Source organism: Streptomyces sp. 2-1 (genome assembly GCF_048564895.1).
Classification (GTDB): domain Bacteria; phylum Actinomycetota; class Actinomycetes; order Streptomycetales; family Streptomycetaceae; genus Streptomyces; species Streptomyces phaeochromogenes.
In genome coordinates, this window is record NZ_CP183383.1 from 1,648,939 (window position 1) to 1,662,696 (window position 13,758).

The 13,758-nt window shown below is 71.9% G+C and carries 11 protein-coding genes; 7 read left to right on the forward strand and 4 right to left on the reverse strand.

Annotated features, from left to right (window positions below; translation table 11 throughout):
* Positions 1-253 precede the first annotated feature (253 nt).
* The 3 genes from ACN20J_RS07450 to ACN20J_RS07460 all read right to left on the reverse strand — a co-directional run bounded on the left by ACN20J_RS07450 (position 254) and on the right by ACN20J_RS07460 (position 5,699).
* Positions 254-2,092: an APC family permease gene (locus tag ACN20J_RS07450; protein ID WP_419665546.1), complete on the reverse strand. Its 1,839-nt coding sequence runs from the start codon at positions 2,090-2,092 to the stop codon at positions 254-256.
* A gap of 209 nt (positions 2,093-2,301) precedes the next feature.
* Positions 2,302-3,123: a DUF4118 domain-containing protein gene (locus ACN20J_RS07455; protein WP_419665547.1), complete on the reverse strand. Its 822-nt coding sequence runs from the start codon at positions 3,121-3,123 to the stop codon at positions 2,302-2,304.
* The gene (locus ACN20J_RS07460) at positions 3,120-5,699 is read right to left on the reverse strand and encodes an ATP-binding protein (protein ID WP_419665548.1); all 2,580 of its coding nucleotides are present in this window, start codon (positions 5,697-5,699) and stop codon (positions 3,120-3,122) included. The genes ACN20J_RS07455 and ACN20J_RS07460 overlap by 4 nt, the downstream gene beginning before the upstream one ends.
* A 183-nt stretch (positions 5,700-5,882) precedes the next feature.
* On the opposite strand from ACN20J_RS07460, the gene ACN20J_RS07465 reads away from it, so the two are divergent.
* Complete coding sequence (locus ACN20J_RS07465) at positions 5,883-6,428, forward strand: DUF1707 SHOCT-like domain-containing protein (protein WP_419665549.1); 546 nt, start codon at positions 5,883-5,885, stop codon at positions 6,426-6,428.
* A gap of 99 nt (positions 6,429-6,527) precedes the next feature.
* On the opposite strand, the gene ACN20J_RS07470 is transcribed toward ACN20J_RS07465, so the two are convergent.
* Positions 6,528-7,259: a MerR family transcriptional regulator gene (locus ACN20J_RS07470; protein ID WP_419665550.1), complete on the reverse strand. Its 732-nt coding sequence runs from the start codon at positions 7,257-7,259 to the stop codon at positions 6,528-6,530.
* Between the two features lie 54 nt (positions 7,260-7,313).
* On the opposite strand from ACN20J_RS07470, the gene ACN20J_RS07475 reads away from it, so the two are divergent.
* From ACN20J_RS07475 to ACN20J_RS07500, 6 genes are all read left to right on the forward strand, one after another.
* Complete coding sequence (locus tag ACN20J_RS07475; protein ID WP_419665551.1) at positions 7,314-7,601, forward strand: hypothetical protein; 288 nt, start codon at positions 7,314-7,316, stop codon at positions 7,599-7,601.
* Between the two features lie 215 nt (positions 7,602-7,816).
* Positions 7,817-8,836, forward strand: coding sequence for a LacI family DNA-binding transcriptional regulator (locus tag ACN20J_RS07480; RefSeq protein WP_190228690.1), 1,020 nt, complete (start codon positions 7,817-7,819; stop codon positions 8,834-8,836).
* On the forward strand, positions 8,833-9,858 hold the full coding sequence (locus ACN20J_RS07485) for a 2-hydroxyacid dehydrogenase (protein WP_419665552.1): 1,026 nt from the start codon (positions 8,833-8,835) through the stop codon (positions 9,856-9,858). The genes ACN20J_RS07480 and ACN20J_RS07485 overlap by 4 nt, the downstream gene beginning before the upstream one ends.
* Entirely contained in the window at positions 9,855-11,078 is a 1,224-nt protein-coding gene (manD, locus tag ACN20J_RS07490) for a D-mannonate dehydratase ManD (protein ID WP_365281890.1), read from the forward strand. Before ACN20J_RS07485 ends, manD begins: the two co-directional genes overlap by 4 nt.
* An 8-nt stretch (positions 11,079-11,086) precedes the next feature.
* Positions 11,087-12,607, forward strand: a complete 1,521-nt coding sequence (locus ACN20J_RS07495) for a mannitol dehydrogenase family protein (RefSeq protein ID WP_419665553.1) — start codon at positions 11,087-11,089, stop codon at positions 12,605-12,607.
* 36 nt (positions 12,608-12,643) lie between these two features.
* A complete protein-coding gene (locus ACN20J_RS07500) occupies positions 12,644-13,687 on the forward strand; it encodes an NAD(P)-dependent alcohol dehydrogenase (RefSeq protein ID WP_419665554.1) in 1,044 nt (347 codons plus the stop codon).
* Positions 13,688-13,758 lie beyond the last annotated feature (71 nt).

A 13,758-nucleotide genomic window follows, 5' to 3' on the forward strand; every position in this document is an offset into this window, starting at 1 on the left:
CCGCGATCGTGGTGACGACGAAGGCCACGTCGGCCATCGCAAGCTCCTAGATGAGGTTCGAATCGAACGGACGATTAGAGGAAAGCGCCTCTCTGGCCGGATTCGAGCGCCGTTGACGGCTCCCATACGCAGGTTCGTACGGCTTTGACGGAACCCATACGGCGGGCTGATCCAACTGCGTGAACCAATCCCCCCGGGCGCCTGAACACCGCCGCGGTGAGCCCTCCGGGAGGAGTGCTTCCGGCGCGCGGGATCAGATGCGGAACCGCAGTCGGCAGATCACCGCGTCCGTGTCCTTGCGGACGGCATGGGCGACCACGGCACCCCGCTGGTTCTGCAGCAGCCGCTGCCACAGCCGGTCCGGCTCGACCTCGGGGATCAGGACGGTGACGCGGGTGCCGGGCTCGGCGGCGGCCGTCCCGCCCACGTACGCGGCGATCGGACGGCCCAGGGAGCGGCGCTCGGAGGTGAGCCGGACCAGCGGCACCCCGGGGTCCCAGCGCGCCCAGTCGCGCTCCAGGGCGTACAGCTGGGCGCGGTCCTCGGGGTCGGGGTGGCAGACGGTCACCGCGCGCACCTCGTCGCCGAGCGAGGCTGCGGCGTTCAGGGCCTCGACGGTCAGCCGTGACAGGTTCGACACGGGCACGATCACCACGGAGCGGTCGCGGTGCGGATGCTCGGGGATGCGGCCCAGGCCCAGGCGCTCGCCGATCCGGGCGTACGCGCGGTGCACGGCCGTGAAGGCCGCCACCAGCAGCGGCAGGGCGATGACGATCAGCCAGGCGCCCTCCTCGAACTTGGTCGCCGTCACGACCACGGCCGACACACCGGTCAGGAGGCCGCCGAAGCCGTTCAGCAGGGCCTTCCCGCGCCAGCCTCTCCCCCGCTCCCCGCGCCAGTGGACGACCATGCCGACCTGGGCGATCGTGAAGCCGACGAAGACACCGATGGCGAAGAGCGGCACGAGGGTGTTGGTGTCACCGCCGGAGAAGACCAGCAGCGCGGCGGAGACCAGGGACAGCGCGAGTACGCCGTGGCGGTGGACCTGGCGGTCGGCCTTGAGGGCGAAGACGTGCGGCAGGTAGTTGTCGCGGGCCAGCAGCTTCAGCAGGACCGGCAGCCCGCCGAAGGACGTGTTCGCGGAGAGCGCCAGCAGGATCATCGTCGCGAACTGGATGACGTAGAAGGCCCAGTTGTGGCCGAGCGAGGCGTCGGCCAGCTGCGCGAGGACGGTGACGCCCTCGACCGGCTGGAGGTGGAAACGGGAGATCAGCACGGAAAGGCCGATCAGCATCACGCCGAGCACCGCGCCCAGCGCCACCTCCGCGCGCTGCGCCCGCTTCACGCGCGGGACACGGAAGGACGGCACGGCGTTGGCGATCGCCTCCACACCGGTGAGTGCCGAACAGCCCGAGGCGAAGGCTTTCAGCAGAAGCAGCGCGCCGACCGTGGTCGCGTTGTCCGAGAGCACGGAGGCATGGCCCGCGGCGGCCTCGGTACTGACCGGCGCGGACCGGAACAGCCCGACGCCGATCAGGATCAGGATCGAGACGACGAACACCGCGGTCGGCACGATGAAAGCCCGCGCCGACTCCACGATCCCGCGCAGGTTCACCGCCGTGATCAGCACCAGCACGACCAGGCACAGCCACAGCCGGTCGCCGTACAGCTCGGGAAAGGCCGAGGTCAGGGCGGCGACACCGGCCGTGACCGCGACGGCGACGTTGAGTACGTAGTCCAGGACCAGCGAGGCCGCCGCCACCAGGCTCGTCCGCGCGCCCAGATGGGTCTTGGCGACGGCGTACGATCCGCCGCCGTCCGGGAACGCGGCGATGACCTGCCGGTACGAGGCCACCAGCACCGCGAGCAGCCCGGCGATCGCCAGCGTGACCGGCAGGGTGAAGCCGAGGCCGTGCGCGCCCGCGGCGGCCAGTACGAGGACGATCGCCTCGGGGCCGTACGCCACCGACGCCATCGCGTCGAGCGAGAGCGCGGCCAGGCCGGTGACGGCGGTGAGCCGGTGCCGTTCACCGCTGTCGGGCGGTTCCTCGGCGGCGGGGGCCTCGCCGGGCTCGATAGTCAGGACAGACATGGGATTCGTACTCCTTCACGCACGGAAAGGCCCGTGCATGCGGGAGGGCGATGCGCGGGTGCGCTCAGGTTCTGTCCGGTTCCGGCCGTGTCCGGCCGCTCCTTGCGCCTTCTTCGCGCCGAAGAGCCCAACCTTGACGTGGTCCTGACGGCCCTGTGATGCGCCCGTGCCGTTCCCCGGGGTCAGCGCCCGGCATCAGTTCCCCGGGGTCAGCCGTCCTTCACCGGCCCTGCCGTGTCGAGGGCCGTGCCCGTCTGGTCGGCGAGGGTGACGGCGACGAGGCGGGCCTGGAGGGGCGGTACGGGACCAGGGCCGGGGGTGAGCATGAAGCGGCCGAGGTAGTGACCGTTGCCGTAGGTGCGGAGCTCGATCTCGCCGTCCGGCCAGCCGTCGATGTCGACGTCCCGGTGCCGTCGGCCGACCGCGACGTTCCCGTCCTGTTCCAGGCGGGGCGGCCGGCCCATGAGGGTGCCGTACTCGAAGCGGCAGGCCCGCAGACTGAGCACCTCGGTCAGCTGGCCCCGGACGTGGTCGACGACGGTGTCCGAGGACTTGGCGGACTGGGCGAGTTCGGCGGTCTCGTGGATGCGGCGGAGGTGGTCGGCGTCGGTCACCGTGATCACTTCCAGGCGGCGGGCGCGGGCCGCGAGCTGGGACACGATCAGGCCGACGACCAGCAGAAGTACCGCGGTCTCGGCATCGGCGGAGGTGTTGATGTCGAAGGTCTGGTAGGGACGCGTGAGGAAGAAGTCGAACCAGGCCGCCGCCGACAGTGCCGCGAGCGCGCCCGCCACCCGGCTCCCGAGGGCGGCGACCGCGACGACGGCCACGACGAGGATCAGCGCGGCGTTCGTACGGGACAGGTCGGTGCGGAAAGGCACCAGCAGGAGCGCCGCCAGGAACGGTCCCGCGAGGCCCGCCAGCAGGGCGAGCCGGTCCCGGAGCGGATAGCCGGTCATCACACCGTCACCTCCTGCGTTCGCTCCGGTGCCCGGGAGCCCGGGCCGTCGTATGCCGCTTTCGGAGCTCATGAGCCGCCTCCTGTCCTCTGCGTATCACTGGCGCGCCGCACCCGCACCTGCTCGGCGAAGGGCAGGGACAGCACCATGGTCAGACCCCCGCCCGGGGTGTCCTCCGGGGTAAGGGTGCCGTTCATCGCCTCGGTCAGACCCCGCGAGAGGGCCAGGCCCAGGCCGAGTCCCGTCGTGTTGTCGGTGTCGCCGAGGCGCTGGAAGGGTTCGAAGAGCCGGTCCCGGTCGGTGGACGGGAGGCCGGGGCCGCGGTCGACGACGCGCAGCTCGACGCGGCCCGCGTGGGCGCTGGCCGCGAGCAGCACCTTGCGCCCCGCCGGACTGTGGCGGGCGGCGTTGCCCGCCAGGTTGGCGATCACCCGTTCGAGCAGGGGCGGGTCGGCCAGTACGGCGGGCACTTCCTCCAGGTCCGCCACCTCGACCTCGGGGGTGTCGGCGAGCGCCGCGGGGAGGACCTCCTCCAGGGCGGTGGCGCGCAGGTCGAGGGTGAGTGCGCCGGCCTGGAGGCGGCTGAGGTCGAGGAGGTTCTCGATCAGCCGGTTCAGCCTGGCCATGGACTCGTCGGCGGTGGCGAGGAGTTCGTCCCGGTCCTCGTCGGAGAACTCCACGTCCCGGCTGCGGAGCGAGGACACGGCCGCCCAGCCCGCGGCGAGCGGGGTGCGCAGATCATGGCCGACCGCCCGCAGCAGCGCCGTACGCATACGGTCGGCGGCCTTGACCGGTTCGACCTCGGCGGCGGCCTGGGCGAGCCGGGACCGCTCGACCGCCGACCCCACGTGCGCGGCGAAGGCGGCCAGCACCCGCCGTTCGGAGGACGGGAGGATGCGGCCGCGCAGGACCAGGAAGGCGCCGGGGCCCGCCGGGACGGCCGTCACACCGTCCTCTCCGGGCGGCTCGTCCACCAGCTCCGCGGAGTCCATGCCGAAGGTCTCGCGGGTACGTTCCACCAGGGCGGGTATGGTCGCGCCGCCCCGCACGATGGTGCCGGCGAGCGAGGACATGGTCTCCGCCTCGGCGGTGGCGCGGGCCGAGCGTCTCGACAGCCGCAGCGAGCGGTCCACGACCGCGGCCACCGTGGCGGCGACCACCGCGAAGACCGCCAGGGCCAGCAGCGCGTTCGGATCGTTGAGCGTGAACTGCCCGACGGGTGGGATGAACCAGTAGTTGAGCAGCAACGACGCCGTGACCGACGCGATCACCGCGGACGCGACCCCTCCTATGCAGGCCACCCCCACCACGGTGAGCAGGAAGAGCAGGGCCTCGCTGGTGAGGTTGAGCTTGTCCCTGGCCGCGTCCAGGTCCAGCAGGAAGGTGAGCGCCACCGGCAGCAGCAGACCGGCCACCGGGCCCGCGATCCTTCGTACGGTCGAGAGGGTGCGCCTGCGGGAGGGCAGCAGTGTGCCGCGCCCGGCGCGCTCGTGCGTGACCATGTGGATGTCGATGTCGGCGGAGAGTTCGACGACCGTCTCGCCGGTGCCGCGTCCGGTGGCGAACCGTTCGAGGCGGCCACGGCGGCTGGTGCCGAGGACGAGCTGGGTGGCGTTCTCGGCGCGGGCGAACTCCACCAGGGCGGCGGCGACGTCGTCGCCGATCACGGAGTGGTAGCTGCCGCCGAGGTCCTCGATCAGCCGCCGTTGCCGGGCCAGGGAGGCGTGCGAGGCGCCCGCGGCGAGGCCGTCGCTGCGGGTCACGTGCACGGCGAGCAGGTCACCGCCCGCCGACCGGTCCGCGACTCGGGCGGCCCGCCGGATCAGCGTGTCCCCCTCCGGCCCGCCGGTCAGCGCCACCACGACCCGCTCCCGGGTCTCCCACACCCCGCCGATGTCGTGCTCCGAGCGATAGGACTGCAGCGCCTCGTCGACGCGGTCGGCGACCCAGAGCAGGGCGAGCTGCCGCAGCGCGGTCAGATTGCCGGGCCGGAAGTAGTCGGCGAGAGCCGCGTCGACCTTCTCCGGCGCGTAGATGTTGCCGTGCGCCATCCGCCGGCGCAGCCCTTCGGGCGGGATGTCCACCAGCTCGATCTGATGGGCCCGTCGTACGACCTCGTCGGGCACCGTCTCGTGCTGCGGTACGCGCGTGATCTTCTCGACGACGTCGTTCAGCGACTCGAGATGCTGGATGTTGAGGGCGGTGACGACATCGATCCCCGCCGCGAGCAGTTCCTCGATGTCCTGCCGCCGCTTGGGATTGCGGCCCACCCCGGGAACGTTGCTGTGGGCGAACTCGTCGACGATCGCGACCTGCGGGCGCCGCGCCAGAACGGCCGCGAGGTCCATCTCCTCGAACTCCCCGCCCCGGTAGGCGCCCGAGGCCCGCTCGACGACCTCCAGACCGTCGAGCATCCCTTCCGTGCCGGGCCGCCCGTGGCACTCGACGAACCCCACCACGACATCGACGCCCCGCGCCGCCCTGCGCCGCGCCTCGTCGAGCATGCGGTAGGTCTTCCCCACGCCCGGGGCGGCTCCGAGGTACACCTTGAGACGTCCGGGGCGCCCAGGACGCACGTCACCCGCACCGGCCCCTGCCTCGCTTCCGCCGGTCCGTACGTCACTCGTATTGGCCCGTACGTCACTCATCGCAGCCGACGTGCTCCGCTCACTGGCGATCAACTCCCCGGGGGGAACGGTTACTTCCCCTACCGAAGCGCTTGTCCAGGGCGTTCGGAGCACTCCTTGACGCATCCTTGTCGCCGGTCAGGAGGACGTTGACACCGCCTTGACGGGGGCTGGGCCGAGTGGGCACGGCACTGGAGTGAACCGGTGACCTCTCCGCCGGAAGACGCGCCGATACCGATCAGCGAGGACGACCGCGACACGGCCGTGCAGCGCCTCCAGGACGCCTACGCCGCAGGACACATCTCGCACGAGGAGATGGACGAACGCCTCGACCGGGCCCTCACCGCAAGGACGCACAGCGAGCTCGTGCCGGCGCTGGCCTCGCTCCCGGCGGAGGCTGCGGCCACCACGTCCACGATCGCCGCCGCCGGGGGACGGATCCATCGGCGCGGCCCCTGGCGGGTACCTCGGTTCCTCAAGGTCGAGTCCGCGTTCGGCAGGGTGCGCCTGGACCTGTCCCGGGCGGTCATCGAGCATCCGGTGGTCGACATCGAGCTGCAACTCGGCACCGGCAGGGCCAAGATCAAGGTGCCTCGCGACGCGGTCGTCGACTTCGAGGGTCTGCAGACCGGGTGGAAGGACTCGCGCTACAAGCCCCGGCGGCGCTCCCCCGGCACCGACGGCCCGACGATCCGGATCTCAGGTGCCATGGGGTTCGGACGGCTGACGATCCGCCACGCGCGGCGTTGAGGCGCCATCCGTCCGGCACCGTGACGATCCCGTTCGCGGCGGCGCACGCCGACTGACTTTCGCGCACACGGCCGGGACCGCGTGCCCATGCACGCCGAGTCACACGCCCAGTTGTGCGCGGATGAGCGTGTCGATCCGCTGCCACGCCGGGGACGAGGCGTTGACCGTGCCCTGGATGAGGGCGGGGACCTCGGAGGGCGCATCGAGCCCGGGCAATTCGTCCGAACCGTAGCGTTCGCGGGTCGCTTCGACCGCCCGGCGGGCGAGCTCGTCGATGCGGGGATCGTCGGCGTCGAGGCCGTACGCCTGGTCGTAGTCGAGGAAGAGCTGCCGCAGCGCCGGGTCGGCCAGGATTTCTGCCTGATCGCGGAACAGTGCGACCGCCCGGTCCGGGTGGGTGGCGAACACGAGGATCCACAGATCGCGTTGCAGGTCCACCCAACGAGGTGTGAATCCCCACCGGGCCAGGTCCTCCAGATGGGCGCCGACCTCGGCGGGCAGCGGCGCCAGATCTCCGGCGGCGAGCCGGCGCAGGCGCCCCTGCGTCGCCCGCAGGCCACGGATGCGGTCGGTGAGCCCGTCGTCGATCTCGCGCAGCGCCCGCTGGAACTCCTCGTCGCTCGCCGATCTCAGGTCTCGGATACGCGCCAGGGGCACGCCCGCTTCGGCGAGCGTCCGGATCTTGATCAGGTCGATGACGTCGTTCGCGCCGTACCGCCGGTAGCCGGACGCGTCGCGGTCGGGCTCGGGGAGCAGGCCCTTGTCGTGGTAGACGCGGATGGTCTTGACCGACACCCCGACGTACCCGGCCAGCTGCCCGATGGTGATCACCCGGCCATCGTGCCACTTGACCCTGCCCCTGGGGCGGGGTTGCAGCATGGCCCCATGACGAACACGAATGCCGATCGGGAGACCCTGCGCGAGCTGGCCGATGCGGGCAACGATGCCGCATTGGACCGCCTTGCCGACCTTGCCGACACGGCCGGTGACCTTGAGGAACTGAGCGAGCTCCTGGACGAGGGATCCATGCACGCGGGCTTCCTGCTCACCCGACGCGCGAAGGCGACCGGCGACCTGCGCGAGCTGCAGCGAATCTCGGACGCCGGGTACGAGGAGGCCGGGAACGAACTGGACCGACTGCTCAAGGCGCCGGGCGACAAGCAGCGCGATTGAGGATCCGCCCGGTCCGCCCGGTCCGCGCGGCCCTCAAGGCGCCAACCGCCGAGGGCCACCCAATTCATGACGTCCAGTCACCTGCCCCGCCACTCCCTGTCCCCGATCCACCTCGGGAACTCATCTCGCGGCAAGCATTGACAAGGTTGCGCAAGCTTGCCGAGTATGGGTAACGCAGAGTTCATGCAGCGGTAACTGCGGAACGGAGTGGCAGCGTGGCCCCCACCTTGACCGACGTCGCGAAGCGCGCGAATGTGGCGCTTTCCACGGCATCCCGGGCGTTCAGCGACCCCCAGCGACTGGGGCCGGAGACCTTGCGCAAGGTTCTGGAAGTTGCGCAAGAGCTGGGCTACGAGCCACCACCGCCGCCACGTCCCGCCGAGTTGCCGACGGACACCGCCACCGTGGCCGTGGTCGTGCCGGACATCGCCAACCCGGTCTTCGGTGCCTTCGTGAAGGCCGCGCAGGCCCAGGGCTGGCACCGCGGGCAGACCATCGTGCTCGCGGACACCGACTTCGATCCCGACCGGGAGCGGGCGGTGATCACACAGCTGCGGGCCAGGTCCGCCGGGCTCGTCGTGTGCTCGCCCCGGCTCGACGCCGAGGACGTCCTCGCGCTCTGCGGCGACACGCCGGTCGTGCTCGTCAACCGGGAGACCACCACCGCGGACTGCGTCCTCGCGGACGCCGGAGACGGCCTGCGCCAGACCGTCGAGTACCTGGCGGCGCTGGGGCACCGGCACCTCGCGTACGTCCAGGGATCCCAGCACTCGTGGTCCAACAGCCACCGCGTCGACCTGGCCCGTGTCCAGGCCGAGCGGGTCGGCCTGGAGCTGGAGGTGCTCGGCTGGCAGTCCGAGACGGTGGCCGGCGGTACCGCCGCGGCGGCCGGCGTGATCGCGTCCGGCGCCTCCGCCGTCATCGCGCACAACGACCTCGTCGCCCTCGGCGTGATCGCCGGAGCACGGCAGCTCGGGGTGCGGGTTCCGGACGACCTCAGCGTGGTCGGCATCGACGACATGCCGCTCGCCGCGACCGCGTACCCCGCACTGAGCACCATCGCGGTCCCCATGGACCGGGCCGGGGCCCTCAGCCTGGAGATGCTCTCCCAGGCCATCGCCGACGAGCACCGGGAGCCGCGCACACTGCGGCTGCCCACCCAGCTCGTGGTCCGCGGCTCCACCGGACCGGTCTCGACGACCCGCACGCCTCCTGTCACCCGGGAGCACGCATGACGACGTACAAAGGTCCGCCCCAGAACAACACCGACGGTCTGAACGTCGTCGTCGCCGACCTCAATCTGGCGCCCCTGCGCGAGCAGTTCGAGGGCGACCTGCCCGGCCGGACCACCGTGAGCTGGCCCGACCCCGCGGACACCGACGCCGTCGTCGCAGCACTGCGCGACGCCGACGTGCTGGTGTCGGGGGTGTGCTCGCCCGAGATGGCGGCGGCCGGCAAGGGGCTGCGCCTGGTGCACGCCGCCGGTGCCGGCATCGACAAGATCGACGTCGCGGCGCTGCCCCCGGGCACGCTCGTCGCCAACACCTTTCACCACGAGGACTCGATCGCCGAGTACGTCGTGGCCGCCACTGTCCTGCTGCGGCGCGGATTCCTGCGTCAGGACGCGGCGCTGCGGCGCGGCACCTGGGACTCGCCCGCCCATTCGCCCGGCACGCCGTGGCCCGACGCGCTGGCGGACACCACGATCGGATTCGTCGGGTTCGGGCACATCGGCGCCCGCACCTGGCAACGTTTCCGGGCGTTCGGCGCCCGGGGCGTGGCCGTCACCCGACGCGGTGACGTCGACGCGGTCGCCGAGAAGCTCGTGTGGGCGGGGCGCGTCGACGATCTGGACGCCCTTCTGGACACCGCGGACGTGGTCGTGGTCTCGGTACCGCTCTCCGAGCGCACCACCGGGCTGATCGGCACGCCGGAACTGGCCCGCATGGGCGAGTCGGCCGTCCTGGTCAACGTCGGCCGCGGCCCGGTCGTCGACGAGGACGCGCTGTTCGCAGCCCTGCGCGACGGCGTGATCGGGGGCGCCGCGATCGACGTCTGGTACGACTACCCGGCCTCGGGCAACACCGGCGCGCCGAGCCGCCACGCCTTCCACGAGCTGCCCAACGTGCTGATGACACCGCACTCCTCGGGGCTCACCCGGCAGACCTTCGCCCGCCGGATGTCCGACATCACAGCCAACATCCGCCGGCTGGCGGCCGGCGAGGGACTGCACAACGTTGTGGAGAGGGTCCGATGAGCAAACACGACACCATCGTCTCGGCGGACGTCATCGTGACCAGCCCGGGACGCAACTTCGTCACCCTCAAGATCACCACCGCCGAGGGGCTGGTCGGCTGGGGCGACGCCACCCTCAACGGCCGCGAACTCGCCGTCGCCTCCTACCTCCGCGACCACGTCGCCCCACTCCTCATCGGGCGCGATCCGGCCCGCATCGAGGACACCTGGCAGTACCTGTATCGCGGGGTGTACTGGCGGCGCGGCCCGGTCACCATGACCTCCATCGGCGCCGTCGACCTCGCCCTGTGGGACATCAAGGGCAAGGCCACCGACCAGCCCGTCTACCAACTCCTCGGCGGCGCGGTCCGCGACCGCGTCCTCACCTACACCCACGCCACCGGCTGGGACGTCCCGCAACTGCTCGACTCCCTCGACGCCCAGCGCGAACGCGGCTTCCAGGCCATCAGGGCCCAGACAGGTGTGCCCGGGCTGGACATCGTCTACGGCGTCGGCAGTCCGGACGCCGGATACGAGCCGGCCGGCCGCGGCGCCGCCCCCGTCGAGGAGGTCTGGGACACCGCCGCCTATCTGCGGCACGCCCCGGGCGCGCTGGCGGCGGCCCGTGAGCACGTCGGGCCCGAGGTGAAGCTCCTGCACGACGCCCACCACCGCCTCACCCCGAACGAGGCCGCACGCCTCGGCCGCGCCCTGGAGGACGTCGACCTCTTCTGGCTGGAGGACGTCACCCCGGCCGAGAACCAGGAAGTGCTGCGCCACGTGCGCCGGCACACCACGACACCGCTGGCCATCGGTGAGGTCTTCAACACCGTCTGGGAATGCCAGACGCTCATCACCGAGCAGCTGATCGACTACGTACGCACCTGCGTCACGCACGCAGGCGGCATCAGTCATCTGCGCCGCATCGCCGCGCTGGCGGAGGTCTGGCAGGTGAAGCTGGGCCCGCACGGCCCCTCGGACGTCTCACCCGTCGCGCTGGCCGCGTCCCTGCACGTCGGCCTGTCCACCCCGAACTTCGCCATCCAGGAGTACATGGGCTACGAGCCGCTGGTCCACGAGGTGTTCCGGCACGAGTGGAGCTACGCCGACGGGCATCTGCACCCCGGTGACGCCCCCGGCCTCGGCGTCGAGGTGGACGAAGCCCTGGCCGCCCGATATCCGTACGAACCCGCCTACCTGCCCGTGGCCCGCCGCCGCGACGGCTCGATGACGGACTGGTGACCGCCGAGATGACGACCACGGACCTTCCCACCCTCAACTCCCGTACAGTGACGGGCTCTTCGCTCCTGCACCGGCGCACGCTCGCCGACACCGGCATCGTGCACCTGGGACTCGGCAACTTCCACCGCGCCCACCAGGCCGTCTACACCGCGGCCGCCCTCGACCACACCGACGGCCCCTGGGGGATCCTCGGAGTGGCGAGCCGCTCGGCGACCGTGGCCGACGCGCTGCGCGCCCAGGACTTCCGCTACGGCGTGGTCGAGATCTCGCCGACGGAATCCCGCGTCACGATTCCCGCCGTGCACACCGGAGCGCTGGTGGCCACGCGGCAGCCGGACGCCGTCCTCGACGCCGTCGCCGCCCCGGCCACCAGGATCGTCTCGCTCACCGTCACCGAGCACGGCTACACCTTCTCGCCGCGCACCGGGCACCTCGACACCGACCACGACGGCGTACGGTCCGACCTGCGCGGCGACACACCGCCGCGGACCACGATCGGCCTGATCGTACGAGGGCTGCAGCGCCGCCTGCGTTCGCACGCCACGCCCGTCACCGTGCTCAGCTGCGACAACCTGGCCGGCAACGGAGGCCAGACCGGGCGCCTGGTACGGGAGTTCGCCGAGGCCCTGCCGGCCGCCGAGCGCGACGAACTCCTCCCGTGGCTGGCCGACGCCGTGACGTTCCCGAACACCATGGTCGACCGGATCGTCCCGGCCACCACCGACGCGTACCGCCGAACGGTCGCCGACCGGCTCGGCCTGCGGGACGAAGTCCCCGTGGCCGCCGAGCCGTTCACCATGTGGGTCCTGGAGGACCGCTTCGCCGCAGGACGGCCCGGCTGGGAGCACGGCGGCGCGCTGTTCACCGAGGACGTCGAGCCGTACGAACTGCTCAAACTGCGGCTGCTGAACGGCACCCACTCGCTCATCGCCTACCTCGGGGCGCTCGACGGCCGGGCCACCATCCCGGACGCGATCTCCCGTCCCGTCGTCGCCGAGGCCGCGCGCCGCGTCCTGCACGACGACTACCTGCCCAGCCTCACCGTCCCCGCCGGCGTCGACCTCGACGCCTATGTGGCACAGCTCTTCGACCGCTGGGCCAACACGGCTCTCGGGCACCGCACCCAGCAGGTCGGCTCGGACGGCTCCGTCAAGCTGCGCCAGCGGGTGCCGGACCCGGCGCTCCGGCAGCTGCGCGGCGGACGGATGCCCCACCATCTCGCGCTGACCGTCGCCGCGTACCTGTGCTGCATGGCGCCACCCACCGGCCTCGACGCCGGTCCGCACGCCGCCGCGATGGCGGACCCGGCGCGCGAGGGGCTGCGGCGGACGGCCGAACGCACCACGTCCGTACGGGACTTCGTCACCGCCGTCATCGACGGCGGCCTGCTCGGCGACCGGCTCGCCGAACACCCCCAATTCACCGAGCGGGTCGCCGAGTTCATCGGCATCCTCGCCCGGCACGGCACGGACGCGGCGGCGGGCGCCGCGGCCGACGCCGCCGACTCGGAGCCGCTGCTGGCGGCCTGAACTCCAACCCAACCCCTCTCACAAGGATGTGAGACCGTGTCAGTTCCCAGAACACCCACCACGACCAGAGCCGCCGTACTGCACGGCCCGGACGACCTCCGTATCGAAGAGGTCCCTCTACGCACCCTCGGCCCCGACGAAGTGCTCGTCGAGATCGACGCCGTGGGCATCTGCGGCTCCGACATGCACTACTTCGCGAGCGGCCGCAACGGTCAGAACGTGCTCCGGCAGCCGACCGTCCTCGGCCACGAGGCATCCGGTGTCGTCACAGCGGCTGGCTCTGAGGCGGGTGTCGAGGCCGGTACCCCGGTCGCGATCGAACCCGCCGTCGGCTGCGGCACCTGCCAGACCTGCCGTTCGGGCCGCTACAACCTCTGTCCGCACGGCACCTGTCTGGGCTCACCGCCGACACATGGAGTCCTCGCCGGACACGTCGTCGTCCCCGCCCGGGCCGTCCATCCCCTGCCGGACGGGGTTCCACTGGAGCTCGGTTCGCTGATCGAGCCGTTGGCCGTCGCGGTCTGGGCCGTACGGCGGGCCGAAGTCGCCTTCGGACACCGGGTGTTGATCACCGGAGCAGGACCGATCGGCATCCTCGTGGCCCAGGTGGCGCGGGCCGCGGGAGCGGCCGAGGTGGTCGTCACCGATGTGAACGACGCCCGGCTCGCCCAGGCCCGCAAGCTCGGCGCCACGGCGGTGGTCAACACCGCCGCACAGGACCTCGAACTCACCGGCATGGACCGGCTGTTGGAGTGCTCGGCCCACCCCGCCGCACTCTGGCAGGGGCTTCGCACCCTGAAGCCCGCCGCACGCGCCACCGTCGTCGGACAGGCCGCTCCCGCCGTCGACGGACTGCCGCTCGCGCACCTCCAGCGGTGGGAGATCGACCTCGTCACCGCGTTCCGCTACGCCCACGCGTTCCCCACCGCGCTGGCCCTGGCGGCCGACGGCCGGGTGGACCTCTCGTCCGTCCTCACGGGCCGCTTCCCCCTCGACCGTGCCACCGACGCCCTGCGCGCGCCGGTCACGGACCCGACGCACCTGAAGGTCGTCGTCCGGCCGCACGGCACCGCTGCCTGAACATCCAAGGCCGACAGCCGCGTTGAGGCGGCCCGGCAGTTCGCCGCACCCTTCCGTACCGCGGTATCCCC